Consider the following 23,735-nt stretch of genomic DNA (forward strand, 5'->3'; position numbering starts at 1 on the left):
TGAAGACGACGGCGTGAATCAGTGACCGAGAATGGGCTGCGTAACATCCGCGTAACCTTGGGCCGACCATAAAATTGCCATCCGTGCACGTCAATGCTCTGGCGTTTGCAGGAATGTTGCAGTTCACCCACTGCGAAGTCAGTGGATTGACTTGCGTCCATGCGTGTCGTACCGTCCCGGCGGGAAAGCGCATTCCCCCACGTCGTGGCCGCCCCGGGCCACCTCGGTCGCGCGCCGGCGGCGAATCAAGGAGAATCCCCATGAAATTGCGGAATGTGCTGGCCGCCATGATCAGTGGTGTGGCTCTGTCCGTCGTATTCCACGCACCCGCGACGGCCGCCACCACGCTGTATGTGGCGACCGGCGGCAACGACGCCGGCGCCGGAACCCTGTCGGCGCCGCTCGCCACCATTCAGAAGGCGATCAGCATGGTCACCGCCGGCGGCACGATCGCGGTGCGCGGCGGCACCTACATGCTGGCCACCAACATCCAGATCACCCGGAGCGGCACGTCGGGGGCGCCGATCACCCTGACCGCGTACGGCACCGAACGGGTGATCATCGACGGTGAGAACCTGGACTACACGCCGGGAGCGGTCGGTTCCACCATCCCGCGCGCGCAGCGCGGCGCGATCCACATGGAGGCGTCGCACTGGAGGCTGGCCGGGCTGGAGATCATTCACGGGCCGTACGGCGTCTATTGCGCGGGGTGCGACGACAACACCTTCGAACGCCTCGTGACCCGCGACAATTACGAGACCGGCTTCCAACTGCAGGGGTCCTCGGCCGGCAACCAGATCATCAACCTGGACAGTCACGGCAACCGCGACCCTCGCAAGAACGGCGAGAGCGCCGACGGCCTCGGCATCAAGGAGGGCGGCGGCGCCGGCAACGTGGTACGCGGCGCCCGGCTCTGGAACAACGTCGACGACGGCTTCGACGCCTGGGCTTTCACATCACCGATCACGATCCAGAACACCGTCGCGTACGGCAACGGCTACAACCGCTGGAGCCTGCCGAACTTCTCCGGTGACGGCAACGGGCTCAAGCTCGGCGGCAGCGGCGGCACCGGCCCGGCCGCCGCGCACGCGGTCAACAACACGTTCTCCTTCAAGAACGCGGCACACGGGTTCACCGACAACGGCAACACCGGCGCGATCGCGATCAGCCGCAGCACCGCCTGGCAGAACGCGAAGACCGGTTTCGACGTCGACGGCGGCTCGAAGTCGAAGCTGACGGCGAACCTGGCCGTCGGCAACGCCTCCGCGGTGGCGCTCGGCTCGTCGACCGCCTCCGGCAACTCGTGGAACATCGGCGGCACCTGGCCGCTGGCCGGCACCGACGCCGCCACGATCACCGGTGCCCGCAACGCCGACGGGTCCATCAGGTCGTCGAACTTCCTGGTCCCGTCCAACGGCGCCGCGGTCGGCGCGAGGATCTAAGCGGCCATCTCGATCCGGCCCGCGGGAAGGCGGCGAACCCGCAGGCCGGTGCGGAACATCAGCCGCCCGTGCCGGGAGCTGAGCGGATCCGGCAGGAAGCGGCTCAGCGTCAGGTCGGGCCGGTCCAGGTAGCCGGCCGCGATCGGCTCGCCGCCCACGTAGAGCTCACCGGCCTCGGCGGGCCGGAACCGCTCGTCGAAGACGTAGAGGTGACCGCCCGGCAGCGGCGCGCACGAGGCGGTGCCGGGCACGGTCACGGCACACAGCATGGTCGTCTCGGGGCAGCCGAGCAGGACGTCCGGGCCGGCCGCGAACCGGGTCAGGCCCGGGCCGCCGGCGAGCACGGTGAGCGCTTGCGCGTCGCACGGCACGCCGGCCGGCGCCAGGACGAGTTCGGCCCCGGTCAGCAGCGCGCGCAGCACCTCGACCGGGAACAGCGGGTGGCCGGCCGGGCTGCTCTGCAGCAGTCGCGATCCGGGGCCGAGTCTCGGCAGGCCGCACTCCCCCGCCAGCCGCAGCAGGGTGCGGTGACGCCATCGCACGGGCAGATCACCGGACATCACGAGCAGTTCCGGCACCGGCTGGGCGGCGCCGTCGACGAGCGCGGTGAGCAGGTCGCCGACCGGTCCGGCCCGGTCACCGGCCGGCGAGTCGACGGCGTCCCACAGTTGGCGATAGGTCAGCGACCGCGTCCCGAGGCGCAGCGCCGGGGCGTCCGGTTGCCGGCGCGCCACCGCGCGCAGCGCCCGCACCAGCGTCTCGTCCGTGGCACGGGACACCGGTGCGGGCCCGTCGCCCGGCTGCTGCCGGGCGCCGAGCTCGGCCACCTGGTCGGCGCACGCCTCGACCGTGCCGGCGAACGGGGTCGCCCGCCAGCCGGCCGGGGGCATCTGCCCGACCGGCCACACACCGCGGTCACCGATCTCGTTGACGACGATGCGGAAATAGGCCGACTTCACTGCACGCATGGCGGGCTCGGGAGAGCTCAGTAGCGGAGGACGAACGCGAGCGCCGACACACGCTCGGTCGCGGCCAGGACTTTCCGGATCATCTTCATCCTTTTGCTCCTTTCGGGTGGGTACCCGGCAACCGTCCGGCCTGCGTCCGGCCGCTCGCAAGGTGGCGCGGCCCGGCCGGGCGCAACTGTGGCGGGAGGTGGTACCGGTCCTACGACCTAGGTCGTACCGCGGCTCGGCACTCCGGACGGTCCGGGGTAGCCGGTGGCGGCAACAGGATGTGAGCCATGACGTCCCAGGTGCTCCAGCCCGCTTTCAGCCCGCTGCGCCAGCTCTCCGCCTGCTGGTCCGAGGCCAGACCCGTCGTCCAGATCGTGTTCCAGCTCCGCTTCTGGGCCGCGGTGGCACTGACCGCCCCGCAGGCCTTCACCGCCCGGCCCGCGTCGGTGCTGCTGGGCGGGACCGCCTGGCTCTGCGCGACCTGGTACGTCTACCTCATCAACGGGATCTCCGACCAGGTCGAGGACCGGGCCAACGGTTCCGTCCGGCCGCTGGCCTCGGGCCGCCTGCCGGTTCGGGTGGCGCACCGGTACGCCACGTCGCTGGCGATGACGGCGCTGCTGCTGGCCCTCGCGGTGTCGGTGCGCCTGGCCGTGCTGACCGCGATCATGCTGGCGCTCGGCTGGGTGTACTCGGCCGGCCCGCACCCGCAGAAGCGCAGCCTGCTCGGGTTCGCGGTGGTGGTCACGATGGGCGGGGTGGTGACCTATCTGGCCGGCTGCGCGGCCGCGGGCGGGGTGGTGAGCCCGGAACTGCTGGTGCTGATGCTGTCGATGTCGCTGTGGATGGCGCTGGCCGGGTGCACGAAGGATCTCGGGGACGCGGCCGGGGATCGCGCGGCCGGCCGCCGCACCCTGCCGGTCCTGCTCGGTGATGTGCGGGCCCGCCGCCTGACCGCGGCGTCGGTGCTGCTCGCCGGAGCCGGAACGGTGACCGCCACGGCGCTGGCCGCGCCGGCGCTGCTGGGCCCGGCGCTGTTGCTGGGCTGTGGCGCGCTGGCTGTCGCCTTCCTGACACTCGCCGGCGCCGGGGCCCGGGAGCGTTCCCGGCAACGTCGCCCGTACCGGTACTTCATGGGCAGTCAGTATGTCGTACACCTGTCCATTGTGGCCTTCTGACCCGCATATCCCATCGCTCACCTTGGATTCAAGGGTGTTAGCATCTGGCTCGTGACCAGCCAGACGACTGTCGCCGAGCAGGTCTTCGATACACTCCGCGCACTCCTGACCGAGCAGGGCAGTGAGCTGATCGCCCACCCCGAGGTCGCCGAGCAGCTCGCGATCCAGGTGCGGGCGGTGTTCGACGATGTGACCGCCGAGATCACCGGCGGCGTTCCTCCCGGTCGCGCTCCGTTGGACGTCGGCACCGACCGCGCCCGGCGCGGCATCCATCCGGCCGAGTCGCTGCGGGCGTCGACCGCCCTCTTCGACGTGATGCTCCCGGCGCTGACCGACCTGCTGGCCGCCGACGGCCACGACCCGTTGCGGATCAGCCGCGTCCTGCACAAGGCGATCATGACGCGGGTCGCCCAGGCCTCGCTGTCCTACGTGAACTTCCTGATGGAGAAACTGCAGGCGTCCCGCGAGGAGGAGCGCCTGCGGATCTCCCGCGAGCTGCACGACCGGGTGCTGCACGAGATGGGCCTGGCCGTGCACCGCCTCGATCTGTACCGCTTCTATGCCGACCGTGACCCCGCGCAGGCCCGCGCCAAGGTGGACGCCGGCATCGAGTGCGTCGACGAGGCCGCCCGCAGCGTGCGCCTGCTCTCCGCCGAGCTGCGCCGGTCCGCGCGCACCGAGGGCCTGGAGCGGATGCTGCGCAACTATCTGGCGGTCAACGCGCCCCCGTCGGTCCAGGTGGACGTCTCCACCTCGGGCGACCTGAGCCTGCTTCCGCCGGACGCCCCGGAGGAGCTCTACCTGATCGTCCGGGAGGCGGCACGCAACGCGCTGCGGCACGCGTCGCCGACCCGTCTGGAGATTCGGATCGACGTGTCACAAGCCGAGGCGCACGCGGTGGTGTCCGACGACGGGTGTGGTTTCGACCCCGGCGACCCGGAGATCGCCCACGGCGGCCTGCCGTCCATGCACGAGCGCGCCCAGCTGCTGCGCGGCTCCCTGCGCCTGACCAGCTCCCCCGGCGCGGGCACCCGGGTCGAGGTCCGCCTCCCGTTCGCGCGGGTGACGCTGTGACCGGCCCGGCGCTGGAATCGATCACGGTCTGCCTGGCCGACGACCACACCCTGATGCGCGACGGCATCCGCGAGATGCTCTCCACCGAGCCCGAGTTCCGGGTCGTCGGCGAGGCGCCCTCCGGCCACGACGCGATCGCCCTGGTCGCCCGGCTGCGGCCGGACGTGCTGCTGCTCGACGTGGAGATGCCCGGCCCCGGCCCGGTCGCGGTGATCCGCCAGGTGCGGGCGATGGCGCCGACCACCCGCGTGGTGGTGCTGACCATGCACGACGACGCCGAGATGGTGCACCAGCTGCTGGACGCCGGCGCCGTGGCGTACCTGCTGAAGACCATCCTGCGGGAGGAGCTGATCGCCGCGGTCCGCTCCGTGGTGCGGCGCCCGGCGCAGAACAACATCCTGCTCGCGGTGTCCCGTGAGACGGTGCAGCAGCTCGACCGGCAGAAGGCCCGGTCCGAGGGCACCCCACTGACCGCCCGCGAACTGGAGGTGCTGGTCTGCATCGCCGAGGCGATGAGCAACGCGCAGATCGCGAACCGGCTGTTCATCACCGAGGCCACCGTGAAACGCCACCTGACCAACATCTACGCCAAGTTGCAGGCGGTGTCGCGGGTGGACGCGATCCGCAAGGCGACCGCCGCCCGGTTGATCAAGCCCGCGGGCGAGCAGCCGCCCTATTCAGCGCCGGCGTGAGAGCGCTTTCCCGCTCACGGCTACACCCCGCCTACGACAGGTCGTAGATTCGCCTACGACCTGTGTGCACAACATCGCGCCCAGCTACGACGCCACCTGTTCCCGGGTCCGCGAGATCCCTAGCGTCGCTTCCCATGACGGAACTCATCAGCCTCGACGACTGCGAACTGCTGTCGGTGAAGCAGGTGCACGACCTGTACCGCCGGCACGTCAACAAGAGCCAGGTCGCCCTGATGACCTCGTTCGGCTTCGGCCAGGAGCTGATCGACCACGCCGAGGGCGCCATCCTGCACACCCGCGACGGACGCGAGATCGTCGACTTCACCGGCGGCGTCGGCGTGCTCAACCACGGCCACAACCACCCCCGCATCCTCGCCGCTCGCCAACGGTTCGCCGAGCGGCACCGGATGGAGGTGCACAAGACCTACTTCTCGCCGTACGTCGCCGCGCTCGGCCACAACCTCGCGGCGGTCCTGCCCGGCGACCTGAACATGTCGTTCCTGCCCAACTCCGGCGCCGAAGCCGTGGAGGGGGCCGTCAAGCTGGCGTACAAGTACCACGGCGGCAAGCGGAACACGATCATGCGGGCCGACATCAGTTTCCACGGCAAGCTGCTCGGGTCCGGCAGCCTCACCGGCAGCACCCAGAACCACTTCGCCTTCCCCGGCATCCCCGGCGTGGTGAAGTTCCCCTACGGCGACCTCGACGCCGTCCGCGCGGCGGTCGCGGAGGCCCGCCGCGCCGACGGCGGCTGCGACGTCTACGCCCTGCTCATCGAGCCGTTCAGCGCGTCCACGATGCGGTCCTGCTCGGAGGAGTTCCTGCGCGGGCTGCGCGAGCTGTGCACCGCCGAGGGCATCGTGCTGATCTTCGACGAGATCTACACCGGCTGGGGCAAGACCGGCACGATGTTCTACTTCATGCGCTACCCCGGCCTGCTCCCGGACGTGGTCACCACCTCCAAGTCGTTCGGCGGCGGCAAATCCTCGATCTCGGCGTACGTCGCCCGCGAACCGATCTTCCGCAAGGCGTACGACAGCCTCACCGACGCGCTGCTGCAGAGCACCAGCACCACCTACTACGGGTTCGGTGAGGAGACCGCCACCGCGATCGAGGCGGTCAACATCGCCGTCGAGGAGGACTTCCCCGCCAAGGCCCGCCAGATCGAGCGGATCCTCGCCCCCGGTCTGGCCCGGATCGCCAAGGAACACTCCACCGTCATCGACGAGGTCCGCGGCGCCGGCGCGCTGTGGGGCGTCTTCCTCAAGGCCGGGGCCGTGCTCGACCTGGTCGGCAAGGTGGCCCCCGGCGGCCTCGCGAAGGACCCGCAGTTCGGCACCAAGCTGGTCACCTGCGCGGTGATCGACGAGCTGTACCGGCGGCACGACTTCTACACCTACTACACGCTCAACGGCCGCAACCCGTTCGTCGTCGCGCCGCCGCTGGTCACCGACCCGGCCCACGTCGAACGGTTCCTCGAAGCCCTCGACGCCACCCTGGCCGTCGGGCTGCCCCGACTCGTCATGCGCTTCATGCGCGAGAAAGTGAGTTCCCTGTGGTGACATCGATACTGGTCACCGGCGGCTCCGGCATGCTCGGCGGGGCCGTGGTGCGGTCCCTGGCCGAGGCCGGCCACCGGGTCCGCAGTGTGGACCTGCGGCCGCCGGCCGAGCCGGTCCCCGGCGTGCAGACGCACACCTGCGACATCCGCGACGCCGACGGCATGCTGCGCGCCGCCGACGGGATGGACGCGATCGTGCACACCGCGTCGGCGCTGCCCACCTACTCCGACTCCGAGATCGACTCGATCGTCGTCGGCGGCACCCGCGGCGTTCTCGGCGCGGCGAAACAGGCCGGCACACCGCGGGTCGTGCACATCTCCTCGACCGCGGTGTACGGCCTTCCCAAGATCGTTCCCACCACGGAGAGCCACCCACGGGAGCCGGTCGATCCGTACAGCCGCGCCAAGGCCCGCGCCGAGGAGGTCGTCGAGGAGTTCCGGGCGGCCGGTCTGCGGATCCCGGTGCTGCGCCCCAAGACCTTCGTCGGCCCGGGCCGGATGGGCCTGTTCTCGATGCTGTTCGAATGGGCCGAGGAGGGCCGCAACTTCCCGGTCCTCGGCAAGGGCGACGTGCGCATCCAGATGCTCGCGATCGAGGACCTGGTCGCCGCGGTGCACACCGTGCTGGACGCGCCGATCGACGTCGCCGACGACACCTTCAACATCGCGGCCGGCGACTTCGGGACCATCCGCGAGGACTTCCAGGCCGTCCTGGACGCGGCCGGGCACGGCAAACGGGTCGTCGGCATCCCGGCCAGGCCCGCGGTCGCGGTCCTCGAACTGCTGCAGAAGGCCAAGCTGTCACCGGTCTACGGACGGCTGCTGCACAAACTGCTCGCCGACTCCTACGTCTCCATCGACAAGGCCCGGGACGTGCTCGGCTTCGTGCCCGCACGGTCCAACCGGGACGCCATTCTGCGCACCTACGCGTGGTGGCGCGAGCAGCGGCGCGGCGCCCCGGTTCCGGCGGGCACCGGCCGCACCAGCCGCGAGCCGTGGCGTCAGGGCGTCCTCTCGCTGGTGAAGGCGGTCTTCTGATGACCGCGGTGGACACGGCCGTACCGCTGAATCCACCGGTGGCCCGGGTGGCGAACGGGCTGCGTGACCTGGTCACCCTGATCCGGCCGCACCAGTGGGCCAAGAACCTGCTCGTGGTGCCGCTCGTCCTGCTCGACGGGACGGCCCTGAACCTGTCCGCGCTGTTCGCGGTGGCCTGGGCGGTGCTCGGCTTCACGGTCGCGTCGTCGGCGGTCTACGTCTTCAACGACATCGCCGACCGGCACCGTGACCGGCTCCACCCGGTCAAACAGCTCCGCCCGGTCGCCTCCGGACGCGTGGGGGTGGGACTCGCGTACGCGTACGGAATGATGCTCGTCCTGCTCTTGATCGCGGTGGCGGTGAGCGGGCCGGTCACCCCGGCCGCGTGGTGGCCGTTGCTGGTGTACCTGGCGCTGAACGTGGCCTACAGCCGCGGGCTCAAGCACGTGCCGCTGATCGACGTGTTCGTGGTGGCGCTCGGGTTCGTGCTCCGGGTGGTGCAGGGTTACGTGGCCGCCGGCACACCGGTCGCCGGCTGGCTGCTGGTCGCCGTGTTCAGCCTCTGCCTCGTGATGATCCTCGGCAAACGCCGGCACGAGGTCGGCACCGGCGGCGCCCTGCACCGGCCGTCGCTGCGCGGCTATTCGACGCAGTATCTCGACTACATGATCGTGCTCTGCTCGGTGCTCGCGGTCAGCGCGTTCCTGCTCTACGTCGACGACGCCTTTCCCGCCCCCTACGGCACCGCGGCGCTGCTCGGATCCGTGCCGTTCGGGCTGTTCGCGCTGGCCCGCTATCTGCAGGCGCTGGTGGTGCTCGGGGACGGCGGCGACCCGGTGCGGGTCCTGCTGCGCGACCGGACCATGGTCGTCACCTCGCTGCTGTGGGCCCTCGTGCTCGGCTCCATCCTCCTGACCGCGCAACTCGTGAAGGGATAGAACACCATGCTGGTGTCGGTCATCGTGCCGAACTACAACTACGCCAGGACCCTGGACCTGTGCCTGGCGGCCGTGAACGCGCAGACGTACCCCGACGTCGAGGTCATCGTCGTCGACGACAACAGCACCGACGACTCGGTGCGCATCGCCGAGGCGCGCGGGGCACGGGTGATCCGTACCGGGACGAACATCGGAGCCCCGGCGGCGCGCAACCTGGGCGCCACCGAGGCCGAGGGTGAGGTGCTGTTCTTCCTCGACTCCGACGTGGCGCTGCGGCCGGACGCCCTGGCCGAGGCGGTCGCGATCCTGGCCGACCCGGCCGTCGGCGCGGCGTGCGGCACCTACGAGGCCAAGCCGCTGATCCGCGACAGCCTGGTCGAGGAGTACCGGGCGCTGCAGCTCTACTCGTGGTGGATCGGCGACCTCGGGGACACGAGCACCGTGTTCACCGCCATCATGGCGATCCGGGCCGACGTGTTCGCCGAGGTCGGCGGCTTCAACCCGGCGCTGCGGCACAGCGAGAACGCCGACTACGGCCACCGGCTGTCGCAGCGGTACCGGATCCTGCTCACCGACCGCATCCAGGGCCGGCACGACCACGACGACAAACTCGGGGTACTGCTCACCAAGTTCTTCCACCGCGCCCGGCTGCACGTGCCGCTGTTCCTGACCCGGCCGGACTTCAGCGGCGGCCCGACCAACGGCTCGCGCGGCTGGGGCAGCGTGGCCGCCCTGCTGGCGGCGGTCTCCCTCCTGGCCCCGGCGGTCCTCGGGGTGGCGTGGCTGGCCCTGCCGGCGCTGCTGTTCGCCACGTTCGTGCTGGCCGACCTGCCGATGTACCGGATCGTGCGCGGGCACGTCGGCCCGCTGTTCCTGGCCTACTACACGGCCGTCCACTTCGTGGTCAACGTGACCGTGGGCCTGGCCGTCGTGGCCGGCCTCGCCCAGTGCGCGGTGTCGCAGCGGTTCCGGACCACCTACGCGCTGAAGGTGGCCTGACCATGCGACTGGTCTCGGTGATCATCCCGAACTACAACTACGCCGTCTCGCTGCCGCTGTGCATCGAGGCGATCCGGAAGCAGACGTACCCGAATGTCGAAGTGATCATGGTGGACGACCGGAGCACCGACGACTCGGTCGCCATCGCCGAACGTCTCGGCGTCAAGGTACTGCACACGCCGGTCAACTCCGGCTGCGCCACCGCCCGCAACCTGGGCGTCGCCGCCAGCAACGGCGAGATCCTGATGTTCGTCGACTCCGACGTGGCCCTGCACCCGCAGGCCATCGAGAAGGCGGTTTTCTATCTAGATCAAGATCAGACCCTGGGCGCGGTCTGCGGGGTGCACGATCCCGAGCCGCTGATCCGCGACAGCATGGTCGAGGAGTACCGGGCCCTGCAGTACCACTACTGGTCGATCTCGTCGGAGGGCCGGATCTCGTTCATGTTCCCGGCCGTCTGCGCCATCGAGCGGGCCGTCTTCGACGAGATCGGGCCGTTCAACACCAAGCTGACCCAGACCGAGGAGGTCGACTACGGCAACCGGCTCACCCAGCGGTACGGCATGCTGCTGACCAGCCAGGTCCGGGCCAGGCACGACCATGACGACGAGTTGGTCCCGCTGCTGCGCAAGCTCTACCGGCGGGCCCGCGCCCGGGTGCCGCTCTACGCCCGGCGCAAGGCGTTCGCCACCGGTTTCGAGACCTCGAACCGGGCGTTCGGCAGCGTCGCGGCCCTCGGCGCGGTGGCCACGCTCCCGCTGGTCGCGCTCCTCGGGCCGTGGGCGCTGCTGCTCACGGGGGCCGCCCTCGGCGCCTCGCTCGCGGCCGACCTGGGCATGTACCGGTTCGTCCGGAAGTCCCGCGGCGTCGGCTTCCTGCTGTACTTCGCCGCCGTCCACTTCGCCGTCAACGTCACCATCGCCACCGGGGTCGCCGTCGGCGCCCTGAAGTGGCTGGGGTCGGCGCGGTTCCGGCGGCTCTACGACCCGGTGCCGGCATGACCCTGCTCGAAGCCTCCTCCCCCGTAGTCGCCGAACCGGTCGCACCGGCCCGCCGCCGCTCCGGCCTGACCGTGCTGGGTCTTGCGGTGCTCTGGCTCGGCTACGTGCTCGCCCACGAGCTGCTGTCCGGCCGGGTGTGGTGGATGCTGCTGCCCGACCTGGCCCCGCCGTTCGTGTTCGCCCTGATCCCGGCGCTGCTGCTGGGCGGCGCGGCGATCGTGCGCGGACGGCACGGCGGGCGCGCCGCCCTGCTCGCGGTGGTGGCGTTCGCCCTGACCGCCGGCCAGTCCGGCCTGCGCCTGCCCGCCCTGGGCTCCCCCGGCCCGGTGCCGGCCGGCGCGATCCGGGTGGTCTCCTGGAACACCCAGTTCTGGGAGCAGGACGAGGATCCGCAAGCCTTCTATCGATACCTGCGGTCGTACGACGCCGACGTCTACCTACTGCAGGAGTACCTCTACTTCACCGACGGCCCCATCCGGATCGACCGGCTCGCCGAGGTACGGCAGTGGTTCCCCGGTTACCAGATCGTCGCCGACAGCGAACTGCTCACCCTGTCGCGCCTGCCGATCCGCGACTCCCGCCCGCTCGCCGCCGTCGACGACGCGGCGCCGCCACCGGCCGGCACCGACTTCCTCAGTTACTGGACCACCAAGACGTTGCGCACCGACATCGAGGTCGGCGGGGGGGTGATCTCGTTCTACAACGTCCACACACCGGTCCAGCTCGACGCCGAACGCAGTCCCCTGACCACCCGCTTCTACACCGTCGTCCAGGACCAGGCGGCCCGGCGCGAGGCGAGCTGGCGGGCCCTCACCACCGACCTCGACGGCAACCCCGGCCCGGTGTTCGTCGCCGGCGACTTCAACAGCACCCCCGCGATGGGCGAGCTCGACCGGATCCGGCTCGACGAGGCCGCTCTCACCGGCGGCGGCCTCTACCCGTCCACCTGGGACGCCCGCGGCCGCGGCTGGTGGCGGCTCGACCACGTCTTCACCAGCGACGACGTAGCCGTGCACCGCTACGACCTGCACGACAGTCTCGATCTCTCCGACCACCGTGCGCAGGACCTGCGCATCAGCCTCACGTAGGGAGAACATCCATGGAACAGCGTCACATCGGCGGTCTCCAGGTCAGCGCGCTGGCCCTCGGCACCATGTACTTCGGCACCCAGACCGACGAGGACACCGCGTTCGCCCTGCTCGACCGTTTCCACGCGGCCGGCGGCACCCTCGTCGACACCGCCAACTGCTACAACCAGTGGCTCGGCGAAGGCGGCGAGAGCGAGGCCGTGATCGGCCGCTGGCTCGCCTCCCGCGGCCACGACATGGTGATCGCCAGCAAGGTCGGCTGCCAGACCACGGTGCCCGGCAAGCCCGTCCCCGACTATTTCCAGGGCCTCGGCGCCGACGTGATCCGTGGCGGAGCCGTGGAGACCCTGCGCAACCTCGGCCGCGACCACATCGACCTGTACTACGCCCACTTCGACGACCGGGACACCCCGCTGGAGGAGACCGTGGACGCCTTCGCCGGGCTGGTGGAGTCCGGCAAGGTCCGCGCCCTCGGCGCCAGCAACCAGGCCACTTGGCGGATCGAGCAGGCCCGCGCCCTGGCCCGCGCCGCCGGACGTCCCGGTTACACGGCGGTGCAGCAGAAGTACACCTACCTGTGGACGCGGCAGTTGCCGGCACAGACCGACCAGGCCAGCGACGAACTGCTCGACTACGCGTCCTCGCAGCCGGACGTGCAGGTGCTGGCCTACACGCCGCTGCTGAAGGGCGCCTATGTGCGGTCCGAGGTGGAGCTGCCGCTGACCTACGACCACCCGTCCAACGCGGCGCGCCTGCGGGTGCTGCGGGAGGTCGCCGCGGACCTGGGCCTCACCCCGAACCAGGTGGTGCTGGCGTGGATGATGCGGGGCCGGCCCGCGGTCATCCCGATCATTGGCGCGAGCAGCGTGGAACAGCTCGACGAGTTGCTCGGCGCGGCCGACGTGACCCTGGCCCCGGAGATCCGCGACCGTCTCGACGCCGCCGGCCAGAACATCGGCGCCCGCTGACGGCGCCCCAGCGATGACGGCCGCCGCCGGCTCCCTGCCGGCGGCGGCCATCGCGCTGTCCGCGCGCCGCGAACCTCACCGGACGGCTGGTTCACCGACTTCGCGGACGGCTCGCGATTTCATATTTTCACAGTTTCTTGTCACCGTTTCACGGTTTCGCGGCGAACCGTCACACGGTCTTCGCGAAATCCGTATTTCAGAAATTGAAAACGTCGCCGGTCGCCAGCAGAAGAAGGCAGCGGTTGGAGAACGTGGCACGGTAGGAAAGAGGCTCTCCCCGCCACACTCCCATCGCCACCGCGGTCACCGGACGATATTCACGAGTACAGATGCCGTCCTCCGTGGCCAGGGCCCGGATGTCGCCGCCGACGGAGCGGAGATCGTCGCAGGCGGCGGTCGCCGCGCGGTGCGTCCCGCCGTCGGCGTCACACCTCAACAGGGCCTGCTGAATCGGCCCACCAGCAGGTTCAGCGGGGATGACGCTCAGTAGGACGGTGCTGGAGGCCAGCGGCCGCGCGGACTCGGCCGCGGCCGGCGAACCCAGCGGCAGCGCGGCTGCCGTGGCACAGAGGGATAGCGCGAGAATGCGCGCACGTCGGTTTCGCAACATCGATTCCTCCTTGTGGAAGGGGGCGGCGAAAAGGGGATCACTCTCTTGTGGAGAGCACCTCATCCGTTCGCCACTCATGTGTCACGAGCACGTTAAGACGACGCTTCGCGGGCGTCAAACCGACAGCTTTTCAATTGTTCCAACAATGCGACGACATGGCGGCCCCCGGGGGGCCGGCGCGGGGTCGGCACGCCGGGGCGAAAGGGGCCTCGGCCGTGTGTCAGCGCCGGTCGCGGGCACGCCGGCGCCGTGGCCCGGTCGGGCCACCCGCACCGTCGAGAGTTCACCGTGTCAGATTGGTCACTCTTGGCCATTGATGAGCCACGCCCAGTGATGATCGCCCGTCGGCCCTTCCCCGCCGGCGGCCGGCACGGCTCAGGAAGCCGCCCGGTCATGACGGCGGCTCAGGAGCCGCCCGCTCGGCCAGGACGGCGGCTCAGGAAGCCGCCCGCTCGGCCAGGACGGTCACCCCGGGGCCGGTCAGCTCGCCGGGCTCGACGGCACGGCCGGAGACCGCGAGCAGCAGCGCGATGGCCGGACCGCGCACCTCCGGCCCGGATCCGGTGTCGAGGGGCGCGTCGGAGGCGACCAGCCGCAGGCCGGCGGCGAGCTCCTTGCCGCCGCCCATCCGCACCGTGGTGCGGAGCTGGTGCGCCAGCGCCGTCACCACCGGGCCGGGCGGATAGTCGCCACGGAGCCCGACGGCGCGCCGGATGTCCTCGCCGTGCACGAAGGCCTCGACCAGGCGCGTGGCGACCGGCGCCGGCGGAGCGCTGGTGCGCGTCACGACCGACCGGAACGCCCGGAGGGTGTCCCGCGGATCGTCGCGCCTCTCCCGTGCGACACCGAAGGCGTTCTGCCGGTCGAAGTCTCCTCGGGCGGCGAGCATGTCGCGGACGAAGCCGAGCCTGGTGGCCTTGGCGCTGTCGACCAGGTGGGCCACGACGTCGTGCACGTCCCATCCGGTGCAGGCGGTGGGGGCGCTCCACTGCTCGGGCGCGAGCGTCGCCAGGTCACGGCAGAGGGTGGCGCGCTCCTCGTGGACCACGCTCCAGACGGTGGCGCGTTGAACGGTCATCGCACTACTAAAACAGTAGTAGCCACTACCGGGCAAGTAGTTAGCATGGTCGGGTGGCCACGCGACGGACGTACAGCTCGTACAACGACGGCTGTGCCTCCGCCCACGCGCTGGACCTCATCGGCGAGCGATGGGCACTCATCGTGGTGCGGGAGCTGATACTCGGCCCCAAACGGTTCGTCGACATCCAGCGCGACATCCCCGGCATCGGCCCCGGCGCTCTCTCCCGCCGTCTGCAGGACCTCGAGGACTCCGGGATCGTCGTGCGCCGCAGCCTGCCCCGCCCGGCGGCGGTCACCCTCTACGACCTCACCGATTGGGGCCGCGAGCTGGAAGCCGTCAACGCGGCCCTGTCGCGGTGGGCCGTGCGCTCACCGGCGCTGCCGGTCGAGGCCGACATGAGCCCCGACACCCTCGTCCTGGCCATGCGCGCCCACGCGCGGCCCGCGTCGGCCGGTGAACCCACCCGACGGATCGCCCTGACACTGACCGATTCCCGCATCGCCGGGCAGGAGCCCGCCGGCTACCTCGCGACCGTGGGCCCCGGCGGCACCACCGTGTCGAGACAGCCGCTCCCCGCCGACGTCGACGCGCACGTCGAGGCGACGACACTCGCGTGGAAGACCCTCGTGCTCGGTGGTCCGCCGCCCGGGGACGCGGCGATCACCGTGTCCGGCGACGCCGAAGCGGTCCGAGCCCTCGTCGCGGCGACCCGGCTGGAGATCCCCGGCTGAGCCGGATCCGCGGTGAACGCTCCCGGCCACCCGGGAGTCCCGGGACAGGGGACCCGGCGCGGCCAGGGAGCGCCGGTCAACCGTTCAGCCCACCGGTGCGGGGCGGCGGCGGGCGGTCATCCAGTGCAGGGCGCCGGTGGCCGCGCCGGCCAGCGTGGTCACCTGGACCGTCAGGTGCAGGCCCAGGAAGAACGCCAGGAACGCCGCTCCCCGCTCACGCAGGACCAGGCGGCACAGACCCGGGTCGGCCGCGACCATCGCGGCGAAGGCCAGCGCCGGGACCGCCAGCAGCCACGGTGACAGCCACACGAGCGGCAGCGTCGCCAGGCCCGCCGCGGTCGCCGCCACGGACGCGGGGCGCAGACCGGTGAGGGTCGCCGGGCCACGCCCGCCGGAGCGGGGGCGCGAGGCCCGGTCGCGCAGCTCGGCGACGGCCATCGGGACCAGCAGCCGGGAGCGGCGGAACTGTTCGCCGAGAACGTCGCGCAGGGAGGCGGCGTCGTCGTGGCGGCCGACCATCCGGTCGGTCAGGACGATGCGGCAGCGACCGACCAGCCGGGTGCTGATCTCCACGTCCTCGCCGTCGCGCAGGGACTCGTCGAAGCCGCCGGCGTCCAGGAGCAGCCGCCGGCGGATGGCGCCGAGCGCGAACAGGGCGGTGCCGACCTCGCCCACCGCCCGTACCCGCCAGTGATGGTTGTTGAGGATCTTGTAATGCTCCACCGGACCGTCGTCGTAGAGCGGCTCCGGCGCGTAGATGCCGTGGACACAGCCGACACCGGGGTCCTGTTCCAGGACGGCCACCGCCTCCGCGACGGCTTCCGGCTCGATCGCCACGTCCGCGTCGACGTAGAAGATCACGTCGCCCCGGGCCGCCGCCGCGCCGGTGTTGCGGGCCGCGGAGACGCCCCGGTTGTGCGGCTGACGGATCACCCGCACTCCGAACGCGGCCGCCTGGGCCGCGGTCTCGTCGGTGCTGGCGTCGTCGACCACGATCACCTCGGCCACCGGGTGGGTCTGGCTGAGCGCGGCCCGGAGGCAGACGGCGATGGTCCGGGTCGCGTTGTAGGCCGGTACGACGATCGACACCGACAGGGTCATGACACACCTCCGAGAAGGACGGGCGCGAGCCGGCGCCGGCGGACCTCGGCGGCGAGGAGCATCCCGCCGCTGAGAGCGAGTTCACTGACGACGCAGACGACCCGGCTGGCCAGCGCGGCGGTGCCGGCGAGGGGCAGCGGCAGCACCGTGACGAGCAGGGCGCCGAGCAGCACGTCGCGAGCGCCCCAGCCGTCGGGCAGCACGATGACGAGCATTCCGGCGGTCGAGGCCAGCGCGAACCCGCCGACGCAGACCGGCAGGGCCGCGACCGGATCGGCGCCGAGCGCGATCGCGAGCAGCCACAGATGCAGGCCGCCGACCGCCCAACTGGCCACCGACGCGGTCACCGAGCGGCGGATCGCCCGGCGCTGCGGCGGCTGCTCGGGCAGGGGCCGCCGGACCAGCCGGGCGGCCCGGGCGACCAGCCGGTAGACCAGTTCCGGCCGCAGGTAGCCGACGACGGCCGCGCCCACCGGCGCGGCCAGCCACACCATCGACGTACCGAGCAGGCCGGGGGCCGCGAGCAGGCCGACGGCGGCGCCGGTGAGCGCGGCGGTCGCCAGGCCGAGCAGGAAGACGGCCATCAGCGGGCCGGCGGCGATTCCGGCGCGGCGGCCGATCTCCAGCTGGGCGAGGACGCCCCACACCCGGCCGGGCACGTACTTGCCCAGGAACGCGACGAAGAAGATGCGGGACTCGGTGACGAATCCGGCCGGTGCGGCGACCGCGGCCAGCAGCCGGCGCCACGACAGCCAGCTCAGCAGGACTCCCGCCGCGTTGGCGAGGACCGCGCCGACGAGCAGCGGCAACGCTTCGGGGCGGGTCATCGCGGACACCGCCCGCGGGTCGACCATCCGGGCGGCGAGGACCACCCCGAGGATCACGGCGACGGCCAGGAACGCGGTGCCCGCGCGCCGCCGCCACGGCCTCTGCCGGTCCGGTTCGGGCATCGGGCTGTCCGGTTCGGGCATCGGGCGCTCCTGTGGTCGCGGGTCCTCTACGCCTGCCGAGCGTAGGGACGCCGGCCGGGCCGCACAGGTGGCAGCGGGCTCCGGGACCGCAAGACTCGACTTAGGTCGTAGACCGCGGATACGCCGTCCCCTCATCCCGAGATCACGAAAAGGGGTACGCGACGCCGGGACCGGGCATCATCGACCGCGAACGTTGATCGCCGACCCCGGCCCGAACGGAGAACACCCATGTCCGGCACGCACCGGCCCGGACCCGACTGGGCCCGGCACGTCATCTGGTGGCACGTCTACCCGCTCGGGTTCGTCGGCGCGGAGCCGCGGGCTGACGACGGCGGGCGAGCGCCGCGGGACCAGGTGGTCCGGCACCGCCTGGAGCGGCTGACCGGCTGGCTGGACCACGCGGTCCGGCTCGGCGCCTCCGGCCTCGCCCTCGGCCCGGTCTTCGCCTCGGAGAGCCACGGCTACGACACCACCGACCACTACCGGATCGACCCACGCCTCGGCGACGACGCCGACCTCGACGCGCTGCTGAAGGCCGCGGCCGAGCGCGGCGTCCGGGTCCTGTTCGACGGGGTGTTCCATCACGTCGGCCGGTCGCATCCGGCGTTCCAGGCCGTGCTGGAGCAGGGACCGGCGGCGCCGACCGCCTCGTGGTTCCGGCTCCGCTGGCCGGACGGGCCGGAAGCCTGGAAACCCGGCACCGAGCCGGACTACGACGATTTCGAGGGCCATCATCATCTGGTCGCCCTCGACCACACCGAGCCGGCGGTGGCCGCCCACGTCGCCGACGTGATGAACCACTGGCTCGACCGTGGGATCTCCGGCTGGCGGCTCGACGCCGCGTACGCCGTACCTGCCGCCTTCTGGGCGAAGGTCGCCGACCGGGTCCGTGCCCGCCACCCGGACGCCTACCTGATGGGTGAGGTGATCCAGGGCGACTACGCCGCCGCCGTCACGGGCGGCCACCTGGACTCGGTCACTCAGTACGAGCTGTGGAAGGCGATCTGGAGCAGCCTCAACGACCGCAACCTGTTCGAACTCGCGCACGCGCTGCGCCGGCACGACGAGTTCCTCGACACGTTCGTGCCGTACACCTTCCTCGGCAACCACGACGTGACCCGGATCGCCAGCCGTCTCGCCGACGAACGGCACCTGGACCACGCCCTGGTCGTGCTGACCACGGTCGGCGGCACCCCGGCGATCTACGCCGGTGACGAGCACGCCTTCCGCGGGGTCAAGGAGGACCGTGCCGGCGGCGACGACGCGGTCCGGCCGGAGTTCCCCGAATCGCCGGACGACCTGTCGCCGCTGGGCCTGCCCACGTTCCACCGTCATCAGGAGCTGATCGGCCTGCGGAGGCGTCATCCGTGGCTGCACGCGGCCCGCACCACGATCCTGGACACCGCGAACGAGCACCTCAGCTATGCCACCAGCGCCGGCGCGGACGGCATCGTCGTGGCCCTGTCCACCGCGGCGACGGCGACCACGGTCCGCGCGCCCGGAGCCGGCCGGCTCCTTGCCGGTCGGGGCGACGTCGCCGACGGCCGGGTGACACTGCCCCCGCACGGCTGGGCGGTCCTGTCCCGGTCCAGCTGAGTGGCTCGCGCACACCGGCCCCGGCATGTGACGAGTTCGCACGAAACTTGAACGATTCCAGAAAGGGGCACTATGGTCGTCCCCATGAAGTCCGACTTCGAGGCGCAGCTTCGTGCGGTCTCGTTGCGCGTGACACGGCCCCGGCTCGCGGTGCTGTCCGCGTTGCGCGACCACCCCCACGTCGACACCGATGCGGTGCTCTCGCTGGTGCGCGCCGATCATCCGACGGTGTCTCACCAGGCGGTTTACGATGTGCTGCGTGCGCTCACCGACACCGGTCTGGTGCGGCGCATCCAGCCGGCCGGTGCGACCGCCCGCTACGAGTTGCGGGTGCGGGACAACCACCACCATGCCGTGTGCCGCACCTGTGGCGCGATCGCCGATGTCGACTGCGCTGACGGACTCGCCCCCTGTCTCACCGCCTCCGACGATCACGGATTCGTGATCGACGAGGCGGAGGTCGTCTATTGGGGCACCTGCCCCGAGTGTGTGACCCACAGTTCGGAAGGAAGCTGATGAGCGACACCCAGGACAATTCCGCGGCCAAGTGCCCGGTCGCCCACGACTCCGTGACGGCCACCGGAAGCGAGAGCGAGAACCCCGCGATCGATTCGCCGACGCCGAAGACCGGCGGCCGCCCCCGCACCAACCGGGACTGGTGGCCCAACCAGCTCGACCTGTCGGCGCTGCACGCCCACTCGCCCAAGGGCAACCCGCTGGGCCCGGACTTCGAGTACGCGAAAGAGTTCGCCAAGCTCGACGTCGAGGCCCTCAAACGTGACATCACCGAGGTCCTGACCACCTCGCAGGACTGGTGGCCGGCCGACTTCGGCCACTACGGCGGTCTGATGATCCGCCTGAGTTGGCACGCCGCGGGCACCTACCGCATCCACGACGGCCGCGGCGGCGCCGGTGACGGCAGCCAGCGTTTCGCCCCGCTCAACAGCTGGCCCGACAACGCCAACCTCGACAAGGCGCGCCGCCTGCTGTGGCCGGTCAAGGAGAAGTACGGCCAGAAGATCTCCTGGGCCGACCTGCTGGTGCTCGCCGGCAACGTGGCACTGGAGTCGATGGGCTTCAAGACCTTCGGGTTCGGTTTCGGCCGCGAGGACGTCTGGGAGCCGGAGGAGATCATCTGGGGTCTCGAGGAGAGCTGGCTGGGTGACGCCCGCTACGGCGAGCAGAAGCTGACCGACAACGTCGGCGCGGCCGAGATGGGCCTCATCTACGTCAACCCCGAGGGCCCCCGCGGCAGCGCGGACCCGCTGGAGGCGGCCTGGTTCATCCGGGAGACCTTCCGCCGGATGGCGATGAACGACGAGGAGACCGTCGCCCTCATCGCCGGCGGCCACACCTTCGGCAAGACGCACGGCGCCGGCCCGGCCGACGGCCACGTCGGCGCGGAGCCCGAGGGCGCACCGCTGGAGGCGCAGGGCCTCGGCTGGCTGAGCACGCACGGCAGCGGCAAGGGCGGCGACACCATCACCTCCGGCCTCGAGGTCACCTGGACCGACAAGCCGACCCAGTGGAGCAACCGCTTCTTCGAGATCCTCTTCGGGTACGAGTGGGAGCTCACCACCAGCCCGGCCGGCGCGAAGCAGTGGGTCGCCAAGAACGCCGAGCCGATCATCCCGGACGCGCACGACCCGTCGAAGAAGCACCTGCCGACGATGCTCACGACCGACCTGTCGCTGCGCGTCGACCCGGCGTACGAGAAGATCTCCCGCCGTTTCCTGGCCAACCCGGACGAGTTCGCGCTGGCGTTCGCCAAGGCCTGGTACAAGTTGCTGCACCGTGACATGGGCCCGGTGGACCGCTTCCTCGGCCCGTGGGTGGCCGAGCCCCAGCTGTGGCAGGACCCGGTCCCGGCCGTCGACCACGAGCTGGTCGGCGAGGCCGACGTCACCGCCCTCAAGGCGAAGATCCTGGACTCCGGCCTGTCCACCGCCCAGCTGGTCTCGACCGCCTGGGCTTCGGCCGCCAGCTTCCGGTCCACCGACAAGCGCGGTGGCGCCAACGGCGCCCGGATCCGCCTGGAGCCGCAGCGCAACTGGGAGGTCAACCAGCCCGAGCAGCTCGCCTCGGTGCTGAGGACCCTGGAGACCATCCAGCGGGAGTTCAACGCCGCCGGCGGCGCGAAGATCTCGCTGGCCGACCTGATCGTGCTGGCCGGTTCGGCCGCGGTGGAGAAGGCGGCGGCCGACGCCGGCTTCCCGGTGACCGTGCCGTTCCACCCGGGCCGCACCGACGCCACCCAGGAACAGACCGACGTCGAGTCGTTCACGGTTCTGGAGCCGCGCGCCGACGGCTTCCGCAACTACGTGCGCGCGGGCGACAAGAACCGGCCGGAGGAGCTGCTCGTCGAGCGGGCGTACATGCTGGACCTGACCGCGCCGGAGATGACCGTCCTCATCGGTGGTCTGCGGTCGCTGGGCAACAACGTCGGCGGCAGCCGGCACGGTGTCCTCACCGACAAGCCGGGCGTGCTCTCCAACGACTTCTTCCGCAACCTGCTCTCCCCCGGCACCCGGTGGAAGGCGTCGGAGTCCGACGAGAACGTGTACGAGATCCGCGATCTCGCCACCGACCAGGTCAAGTGGACCGCCACCTCGGTCGACCTGATCTTCGGCTCGAACTCGCAGCTGCGGGCCCTGTCCGAGGTGTACGCCAGCGCCGACGCGAAGGAGAAGTTCGTCAAGGACTTCGTCGCCGCATGGACGAAGGTCATGGAGCTCGACCGTTTCGATCTCGCCTGATCCTGCTGTACGGACGAGCCCCGGCCGATCGGCCGGGGCTCGTCGGCGTCTCAGCCGTCGATGCTCTGCGACAGGTTCGCGATGCTGGTGACCAGGGCCGTCAGATAGGCGTCGATGCGCCAGGCGGTGGCGACCACGGTCGCGAGCCGCGCCACCACCACCGGCAGCGGAACCACGGTGGTGCCGGCCGCCCAGACGATGACGCGGGCGACGAGGTCACCGATCAGCCCGCGGACGATGTCCCGGGTCAGCAGGATCAGGTCGCCGGCCGCCTTCGTGATCACGGTCATGGCGGTGCAGGTCGCGTCGAGCCCTCGGAGCGCTTCGACGTTGTTCGCCATCAGGGCGAGGTAGGCGCGCACGTCCGGCCGCCCGACCGCGCCGAGATCCTCGTCGAGGCACCGCCGCAGATCGGCGCCGATCGCGCGCAGGTCGGCGGCCATGCCGGTCCACAGGTCGGCCTGCTTGGCGACGACGTCGGGCATGCCGGTCAGGTCGTCGAGCATCTGCCGCAGCGCCGAGACGTGCGTCATCGCCCGGTCCAGGCCGGCGGCGCGCAGCGCGGCGACGGTGTCGTCGACCGGCGCCGCGAACTCGGCCACCGGCGCGGCCTCCGCGAGCTGCGGCTCCACCCATTCCCGGCTCGACACCGTCTCCAGGACACCGTCGACGATCTCGGTCGCCGAGCGCGGGGGCTCGTCCGGGACGGGTTCGGTGTCCTCGTCGGGCAGGCCGAGGAAGTCGGCGAGCCGCTGCTCGCCGTCGGCGACCCGGGTCAGTCCGTGCACGGTCAGGACGAACGTCTCCTCGACGTACGCGACCAGTTCGTCGTGCCGGACGTACCGTTCCTCCAGCCCGGTGAGGATCCAGCCGCACAGGCGCCCGAACGCCGCCTGATCTCGCTCGAACTCCGCGACGGTGACCCGCACCCGGCCGAGCCTGGCCCGCAGCGCGTCGAGCCGGGCGGCGTGCGCCCGGAAAAGCTCCGGGCCGAACTGGTTGCCGGCCGCCGTGTCCACGACAGCGACCCTAATCGCCGGACACTCCGCCCGGCCGTCTGGGCCCGACGTCACAGCCCTTCCCGGGCCCGGGTCAGAGCCCGGCGGGCCAGCAGGCGGAACGCGCGGGGGCGGGCACTGTGGACGGCGTCGACCCCGGCGGCGGCCTCCGCGGCGGCGTTGATGGCGGCGTCCGAGAACGTGCCACCCACCAGGGCCTTCTCGGCCGCGTGGGCCCGGACCGGACACGGGCCGCCGTTCACCAGGCCGATCGCCGCCGCGCTGACCGCCCCATCGGTGACGGTGACCGCCGCCATCGCGGCCGCCTGCGGATAGATCGTGGTACGCCGGTCCTCGGCGTACCCGGTGCCGGTTCCGGCCGGCAGCACCGGCAGCCGCGCCTCGATCAGCAGTTCCTCGGGCCGGCGCACGGTCGTGTACGGCCCGGTGAAGAACTGCTCCGCCGGAACCGTCCGGCGCCCGTCCGGTCCGGTCAGGACCAGCCGCGCGCCGACCGTGACGGCCAGGACCGGCCACTCCGCCGCCGGATTGGCGTAGGCGAGGCTGCCCAGCATGGTCCCCCGCGCCCGGATCGGCGGATGCCCGATGTGGCACACGACCAGGCGCATCAGGTCACCGAGCGGGCCGCCGACCGCGTCCGACTCGAACGCCCGGTGCCGGACCAGCGCGCCCACCCGCAGCGTGCCTTCGGTCTCGGCCAGAGCGTCGAGCCCGGCCACCGGGTTGATGTCGACCACCCGCCGCGGCGGATGATCCATGGTCGCCATCTCCGGGATGAGGCTCTGCCCGCCGGCCAGCACGGCCGTGTCACCGTCGGCCAGCACGCCCAGCACCTCGTCCACATTCGTCGCCGCCACGTACTCGACGGTCGCCGGCCTCATCATTCACCCTCCACCAGATCAGCCACCAGACGCATACCAGCGGCTGTGTCTTAA

Annotated in this window: 22 protein-coding genes; 15 read left to right on the forward strand and 7 right to left on the reverse strand. The window is 71.3% G+C overall.

What is annotated here, in order from left to right; translation table 11 throughout:
* Positions 1-260: 260 nt before the first annotated feature.
* Entirely contained in the window at positions 261-1,442 is a 1,182-nt protein-coding gene (locus QLQ12_RS12310; RefSeq protein WP_282759532.1) for a right-handed parallel beta-helix repeat-containing protein, read from the forward strand.
* Here QLQ12_RS12310 and QLQ12_RS12315 read toward each other — a convergent pair.
* Positions 1,439-2,410 (reverse strand): MbtH family NRPS accessory protein, encoded by a 972-nt coding sequence (locus QLQ12_RS12315; protein ID WP_282759534.1) that lies wholly within the window; start codon positions 2,408-2,410, stop codon positions 1,439-1,441. The genes QLQ12_RS12310 and QLQ12_RS12315 overlap by 4 nt on opposite strands.
* A 275-nt stretch (positions 2,411-2,685) precedes the next feature.
* On the opposite strand from QLQ12_RS12315, the gene QLQ12_RS12320 reads away from it, so the two are divergent.
* The 10 genes from QLQ12_RS12320 (at position 2,686) to QLQ12_RS12365 (ending at position 12,935) form a co-directional block, all read left to right on the forward strand.
* Positions 2,686-3,576 (forward strand): UbiA family prenyltransferase, encoded by an 891-nt coding sequence (locus tag QLQ12_RS12320; RefSeq protein WP_282759536.1) that lies wholly within the window; start codon positions 2,686-2,688, stop codon positions 3,574-3,576.
* A 51-nt stretch (positions 3,577-3,627) separates the two neighbouring features.
* Positions 3,628-4,650, forward strand: coding sequence for a sensor histidine kinase (locus QLQ12_RS12325; RefSeq protein ID WP_282759537.1), 1,023 nt, complete (start codon positions 3,628-3,630; stop codon positions 4,648-4,650).
* On the forward strand, positions 4,647-5,342 hold the full coding sequence (locus QLQ12_RS12330) for a response regulator (protein WP_282759538.1): 696 nt from the start codon (positions 4,647-4,649) through the stop codon (positions 5,340-5,342). The genes QLQ12_RS12325 and QLQ12_RS12330 overlap by 4 nt, the downstream gene beginning before the upstream one ends.
* A 233-nt stretch (positions 5,343-5,575) precedes the next feature.
* Complete coding sequence (locus QLQ12_RS12335) at positions 5,576-6,904, forward strand: aspartate aminotransferase family protein (protein ID WP_282759889.1); 1,329 nt, start codon at positions 5,576-5,578, stop codon at positions 6,902-6,904.
* A complete protein-coding gene (locus tag QLQ12_RS12340) occupies positions 6,898-7,941 on the forward strand; it encodes an NAD-dependent epimerase/dehydratase family protein (RefSeq protein ID WP_282759540.1) in 1,044 nt (347 codons plus the stop codon). The genes QLQ12_RS12335 and QLQ12_RS12340 overlap by 7 nt, the downstream gene beginning before the upstream one ends.
* Positions 7,941-8,879: a UbiA prenyltransferase family protein gene (locus tag QLQ12_RS12345; protein WP_282759541.1), complete on the forward strand. Its 939-nt coding sequence runs from the start codon at positions 7,941-7,943 to the stop codon at positions 8,877-8,879. Before QLQ12_RS12340 ends, QLQ12_RS12345 begins: the two co-directional genes overlap by 1 nt.
* A 6-nt stretch (positions 8,880-8,885) precedes the next feature.
* Complete coding sequence (locus QLQ12_RS12350) at positions 8,886-9,878, forward strand: glycosyltransferase family 2 protein (protein ID WP_282759543.1); 993 nt, start codon at positions 8,886-8,888, stop codon at positions 9,876-9,878.
* Between the two features lie 2 nt (positions 9,879-9,880).
* Positions 9,881-10,879, forward strand: a complete 999-nt coding sequence (locus QLQ12_RS12355; protein WP_282759544.1) for a glycosyltransferase family 2 protein — start codon at positions 9,881-9,883, stop codon at positions 10,877-10,879.
* Positions 10,876-11,967, forward strand: coding sequence for an endonuclease/exonuclease/phosphatase family protein (locus QLQ12_RS12360; protein ID WP_282759545.1), 1,092 nt, complete (start codon positions 10,876-10,878; stop codon positions 11,965-11,967). Before QLQ12_RS12355 ends, QLQ12_RS12360 begins: the two co-directional genes overlap by 4 nt.
* Before the next feature lie 11 nt (positions 11,968-11,978).
* Entirely contained in the window at positions 11,979-12,935 is a 957-nt protein-coding gene (locus QLQ12_RS12365; protein WP_282759546.1) for an aldo/keto reductase, read from the forward strand.
* Between the two features lie 196 nt (positions 12,936-13,131).
* Here the strand turns inward: QLQ12_RS12365 and QLQ12_RS12370 are convergent, their stop codons facing one another.
* Both QLQ12_RS12370 and QLQ12_RS12375 read right to left on the reverse strand, forming a co-directional pair.
* Positions 13,132-13,545, reverse strand: a complete 414-nt coding sequence (locus QLQ12_RS12370) for an SSI family serine proteinase inhibitor (RefSeq protein ID WP_282759548.1) — start codon at positions 13,543-13,545, stop codon at positions 13,132-13,134.
* A gap of 436 nt (positions 13,546-13,981) precedes the next feature.
* A complete protein-coding gene (locus QLQ12_RS12375; RefSeq protein ID WP_282759549.1) occupies positions 13,982-14,623 on the reverse strand; it encodes a maleylpyruvate isomerase family mycothiol-dependent enzyme in 642 nt (213 codons plus the stop codon).
* A 53-nt stretch (positions 14,624-14,676) separates the two neighbouring features.
* Here QLQ12_RS12375 and QLQ12_RS12380 point away from each other — a divergent pair, with 53 nt between their 5' ends.
* Entirely contained in the window at positions 14,677-15,357 is a 681-nt protein-coding gene (locus tag QLQ12_RS12380) for a winged helix-turn-helix transcriptional regulator (protein ID WP_282759550.1), read from the forward strand.
* A gap of 84 nt (positions 15,358-15,441) precedes the next feature.
* Here the strand turns inward: QLQ12_RS12380 and QLQ12_RS12385 are convergent, their stop codons facing one another.
* Positions 15,442-16,458 (reverse strand): glycosyltransferase family 2 protein, encoded by a 1,017-nt coding sequence (locus QLQ12_RS12385; protein ID WP_282759551.1) that lies wholly within the window; start codon positions 16,456-16,458, stop codon positions 15,442-15,444.
* On the reverse strand, positions 16,455-17,429 hold the full coding sequence (locus QLQ12_RS12390) for a lysylphosphatidylglycerol synthase domain-containing protein (protein WP_282759552.1): 975 nt from the start codon (positions 17,427-17,429) through the stop codon (positions 16,455-16,457). Before QLQ12_RS12390 ends, QLQ12_RS12385 begins: the two co-directional genes overlap by 4 nt.
* A gap of 228 nt (positions 17,430-17,657) precedes the next feature.
* Between QLQ12_RS12390 and QLQ12_RS12395 the strand changes: the two genes are divergently transcribed.
* The 3 genes from QLQ12_RS12395 (at position 17,658) to katG (ending at position 21,781) form a co-directional block, all read left to right on the forward strand.
* Positions 17,658-19,025, forward strand: coding sequence for an alpha-amylase family protein (locus tag QLQ12_RS12395; RefSeq protein WP_282759554.1), 1,368 nt, complete (start codon positions 17,658-17,660; stop codon positions 19,023-19,025).
* A gap of 84 nt (positions 19,026-19,109) precedes the next feature.
* Positions 19,110-19,541: a Fur family transcriptional regulator gene (locus QLQ12_RS12400; protein ID WP_282759555.1), complete on the forward strand. Its 432-nt coding sequence runs from the start codon at positions 19,110-19,112 to the stop codon at positions 19,539-19,541.
* Entirely contained in the window at positions 19,541-21,781 is a 2,241-nt protein-coding gene (gene katG / locus QLQ12_RS12405; protein ID WP_282759556.1) for a catalase/peroxidase HPI, read from the forward strand. The genes QLQ12_RS12400 and katG overlap by 1 nt, the downstream gene beginning before the upstream one ends.
* A gap of 50 nt (positions 21,782-21,831) precedes the next feature.
* On the opposite strand, the gene QLQ12_RS12410 is transcribed toward katG, so the two are convergent.
* Complete coding sequence (locus QLQ12_RS12410; RefSeq protein ID WP_282759558.1) at positions 21,832-22,800, reverse strand: hypothetical protein; 969 nt, start codon at positions 22,798-22,800, stop codon at positions 21,832-21,834.
* A gap of 50 nt (positions 22,801-22,850) precedes the next feature.
* Positions 22,851-23,684, reverse strand: coding sequence for an FAD binding domain-containing protein (locus tag QLQ12_RS12415; RefSeq protein WP_282759559.1), 834 nt, complete (start codon positions 23,682-23,684; stop codon positions 22,851-22,853).
* Positions 23,685-23,735: the final 51 nt, after the last annotated feature.

The organism is Actinoplanes sandaracinus (genome assembly GCF_030009775.1).
Lineage (GTDB): Bacteria > Actinomycetota > Actinomycetes > Mycobacteriales > Micromonosporaceae > Actinoplanes > Actinoplanes sandaracinus.

What these genes read in the sequence shown, in the direction of transcription:
- QLQ12_RS12400 (WP_282759555.1), top strand. Translation starts at nt 19,110, where the DNA reads ATGAAGTCCGACTTCGAGGCGCAGCTTCGTGCGGTCTCGTTGCGCGTG.
- QLQ12_RS12310 (WP_282759532.1), top strand. Translation starts at nt 261, where the DNA reads ATGAAATTGCGGAATGTGCTGGCCGCCATGATCAGTGGTGTGGCTCTG.
- QLQ12_RS12335 (WP_282759889.1), top strand. Translation starts at nt 5,576, where the DNA reads ATGACCTCGTTCGGCTTCGGCCAGGAGCTGATCGACCACGCCGAGGGC.
- QLQ12_RS12365 (WP_282759546.1), top strand. Translation starts at nt 11,979, where the DNA reads ATGGAACAGCGTCACATCGGCGGTCTCCAGGTCAGCGCGCTGGCCCTC.
- katG (WP_282759556.1), top strand. Translation starts at nt 19,541, where the DNA reads ATGAGCGACACCCAGGACAATTCCGCGGCCAAGTGCCCGGTCGCCCAC.
- QLQ12_RS12360 (WP_282759545.1), top strand. Translation starts at nt 10,876, where the DNA reads ATGACCCTGCTCGAAGCCTCCTCCCCCGTAGTCGCCGAACCGGTCGCA.
- QLQ12_RS12385 (WP_282759551.1), bottom strand. Translation starts at nt 16,458, where the DNA reads ATGACCCTGTCGGTGTCGATCGTCGTACCGGCCTACAACGCGACCCGG.
- QLQ12_RS12345 (WP_282759541.1), top strand. Translation starts at nt 7,941, where the DNA reads ATGACCGCGGTGGACACGGCCGTACCGCTGAATCCACCGGTGGCCCGG.
- QLQ12_RS12355 (WP_282759544.1), top strand. Translation starts at nt 9,881, where the DNA reads ATGCGACTGGTCTCGGTGATCATCCCGAACTACAACTACGCCGTCTCG.
- QLQ12_RS12395 (WP_282759554.1), top strand. Translation starts at nt 17,658, where the DNA reads ATGTCCGGCACGCACCGGCCCGGACCCGACTGGGCCCGGCACGTCATC.
- QLQ12_RS12320 (WP_282759536.1), top strand. Translation starts at nt 2,686, where the DNA reads ATGACGTCCCAGGTGCTCCAGCCCGCTTTCAGCCCGCTGCGCCAGCTC.
- QLQ12_RS12370 (WP_282759548.1), bottom strand. Translation starts at nt 13,545, where the DNA reads ATGTTGCGAAACCGACGTGCGCGCATTCTCGCGCTATCCCTCTGTGCC.
- QLQ12_RS12315 (WP_282759534.1), bottom strand. Translation starts at nt 2,410, where the DNA reads ATGCGTGCAGTGAAGTCGGCCTATTTCCGCATCGTCGTCAACGAGATC.
- QLQ12_RS12390 (WP_282759552.1), bottom strand. Translation starts at nt 17,429, where the DNA reads ATGCCCGAACCGGACAGCCCGATGCCCGAACCGGACCGGCAGAGGCCG.
- QLQ12_RS12415 (WP_282759559.1), bottom strand. Translation starts at nt 23,684, where the DNA reads ATGATGAGGCCGGCGACCGTCGAGTACGTGGCGGCGACGAATGTGGAC.
- QLQ12_RS12350 (WP_282759543.1), top strand. Translation starts at nt 8,886, where the DNA reads ATGCTGGTGTCGGTCATCGTGCCGAACTACAACTACGCCAGGACCCTG.
- QLQ12_RS12375 (WP_282759549.1), bottom strand. Translation starts at nt 14,623, where the DNA reads ATGACCGTTCAACGCGCCACCGTCTGGAGCGTGGTCCACGAGGAGCGC.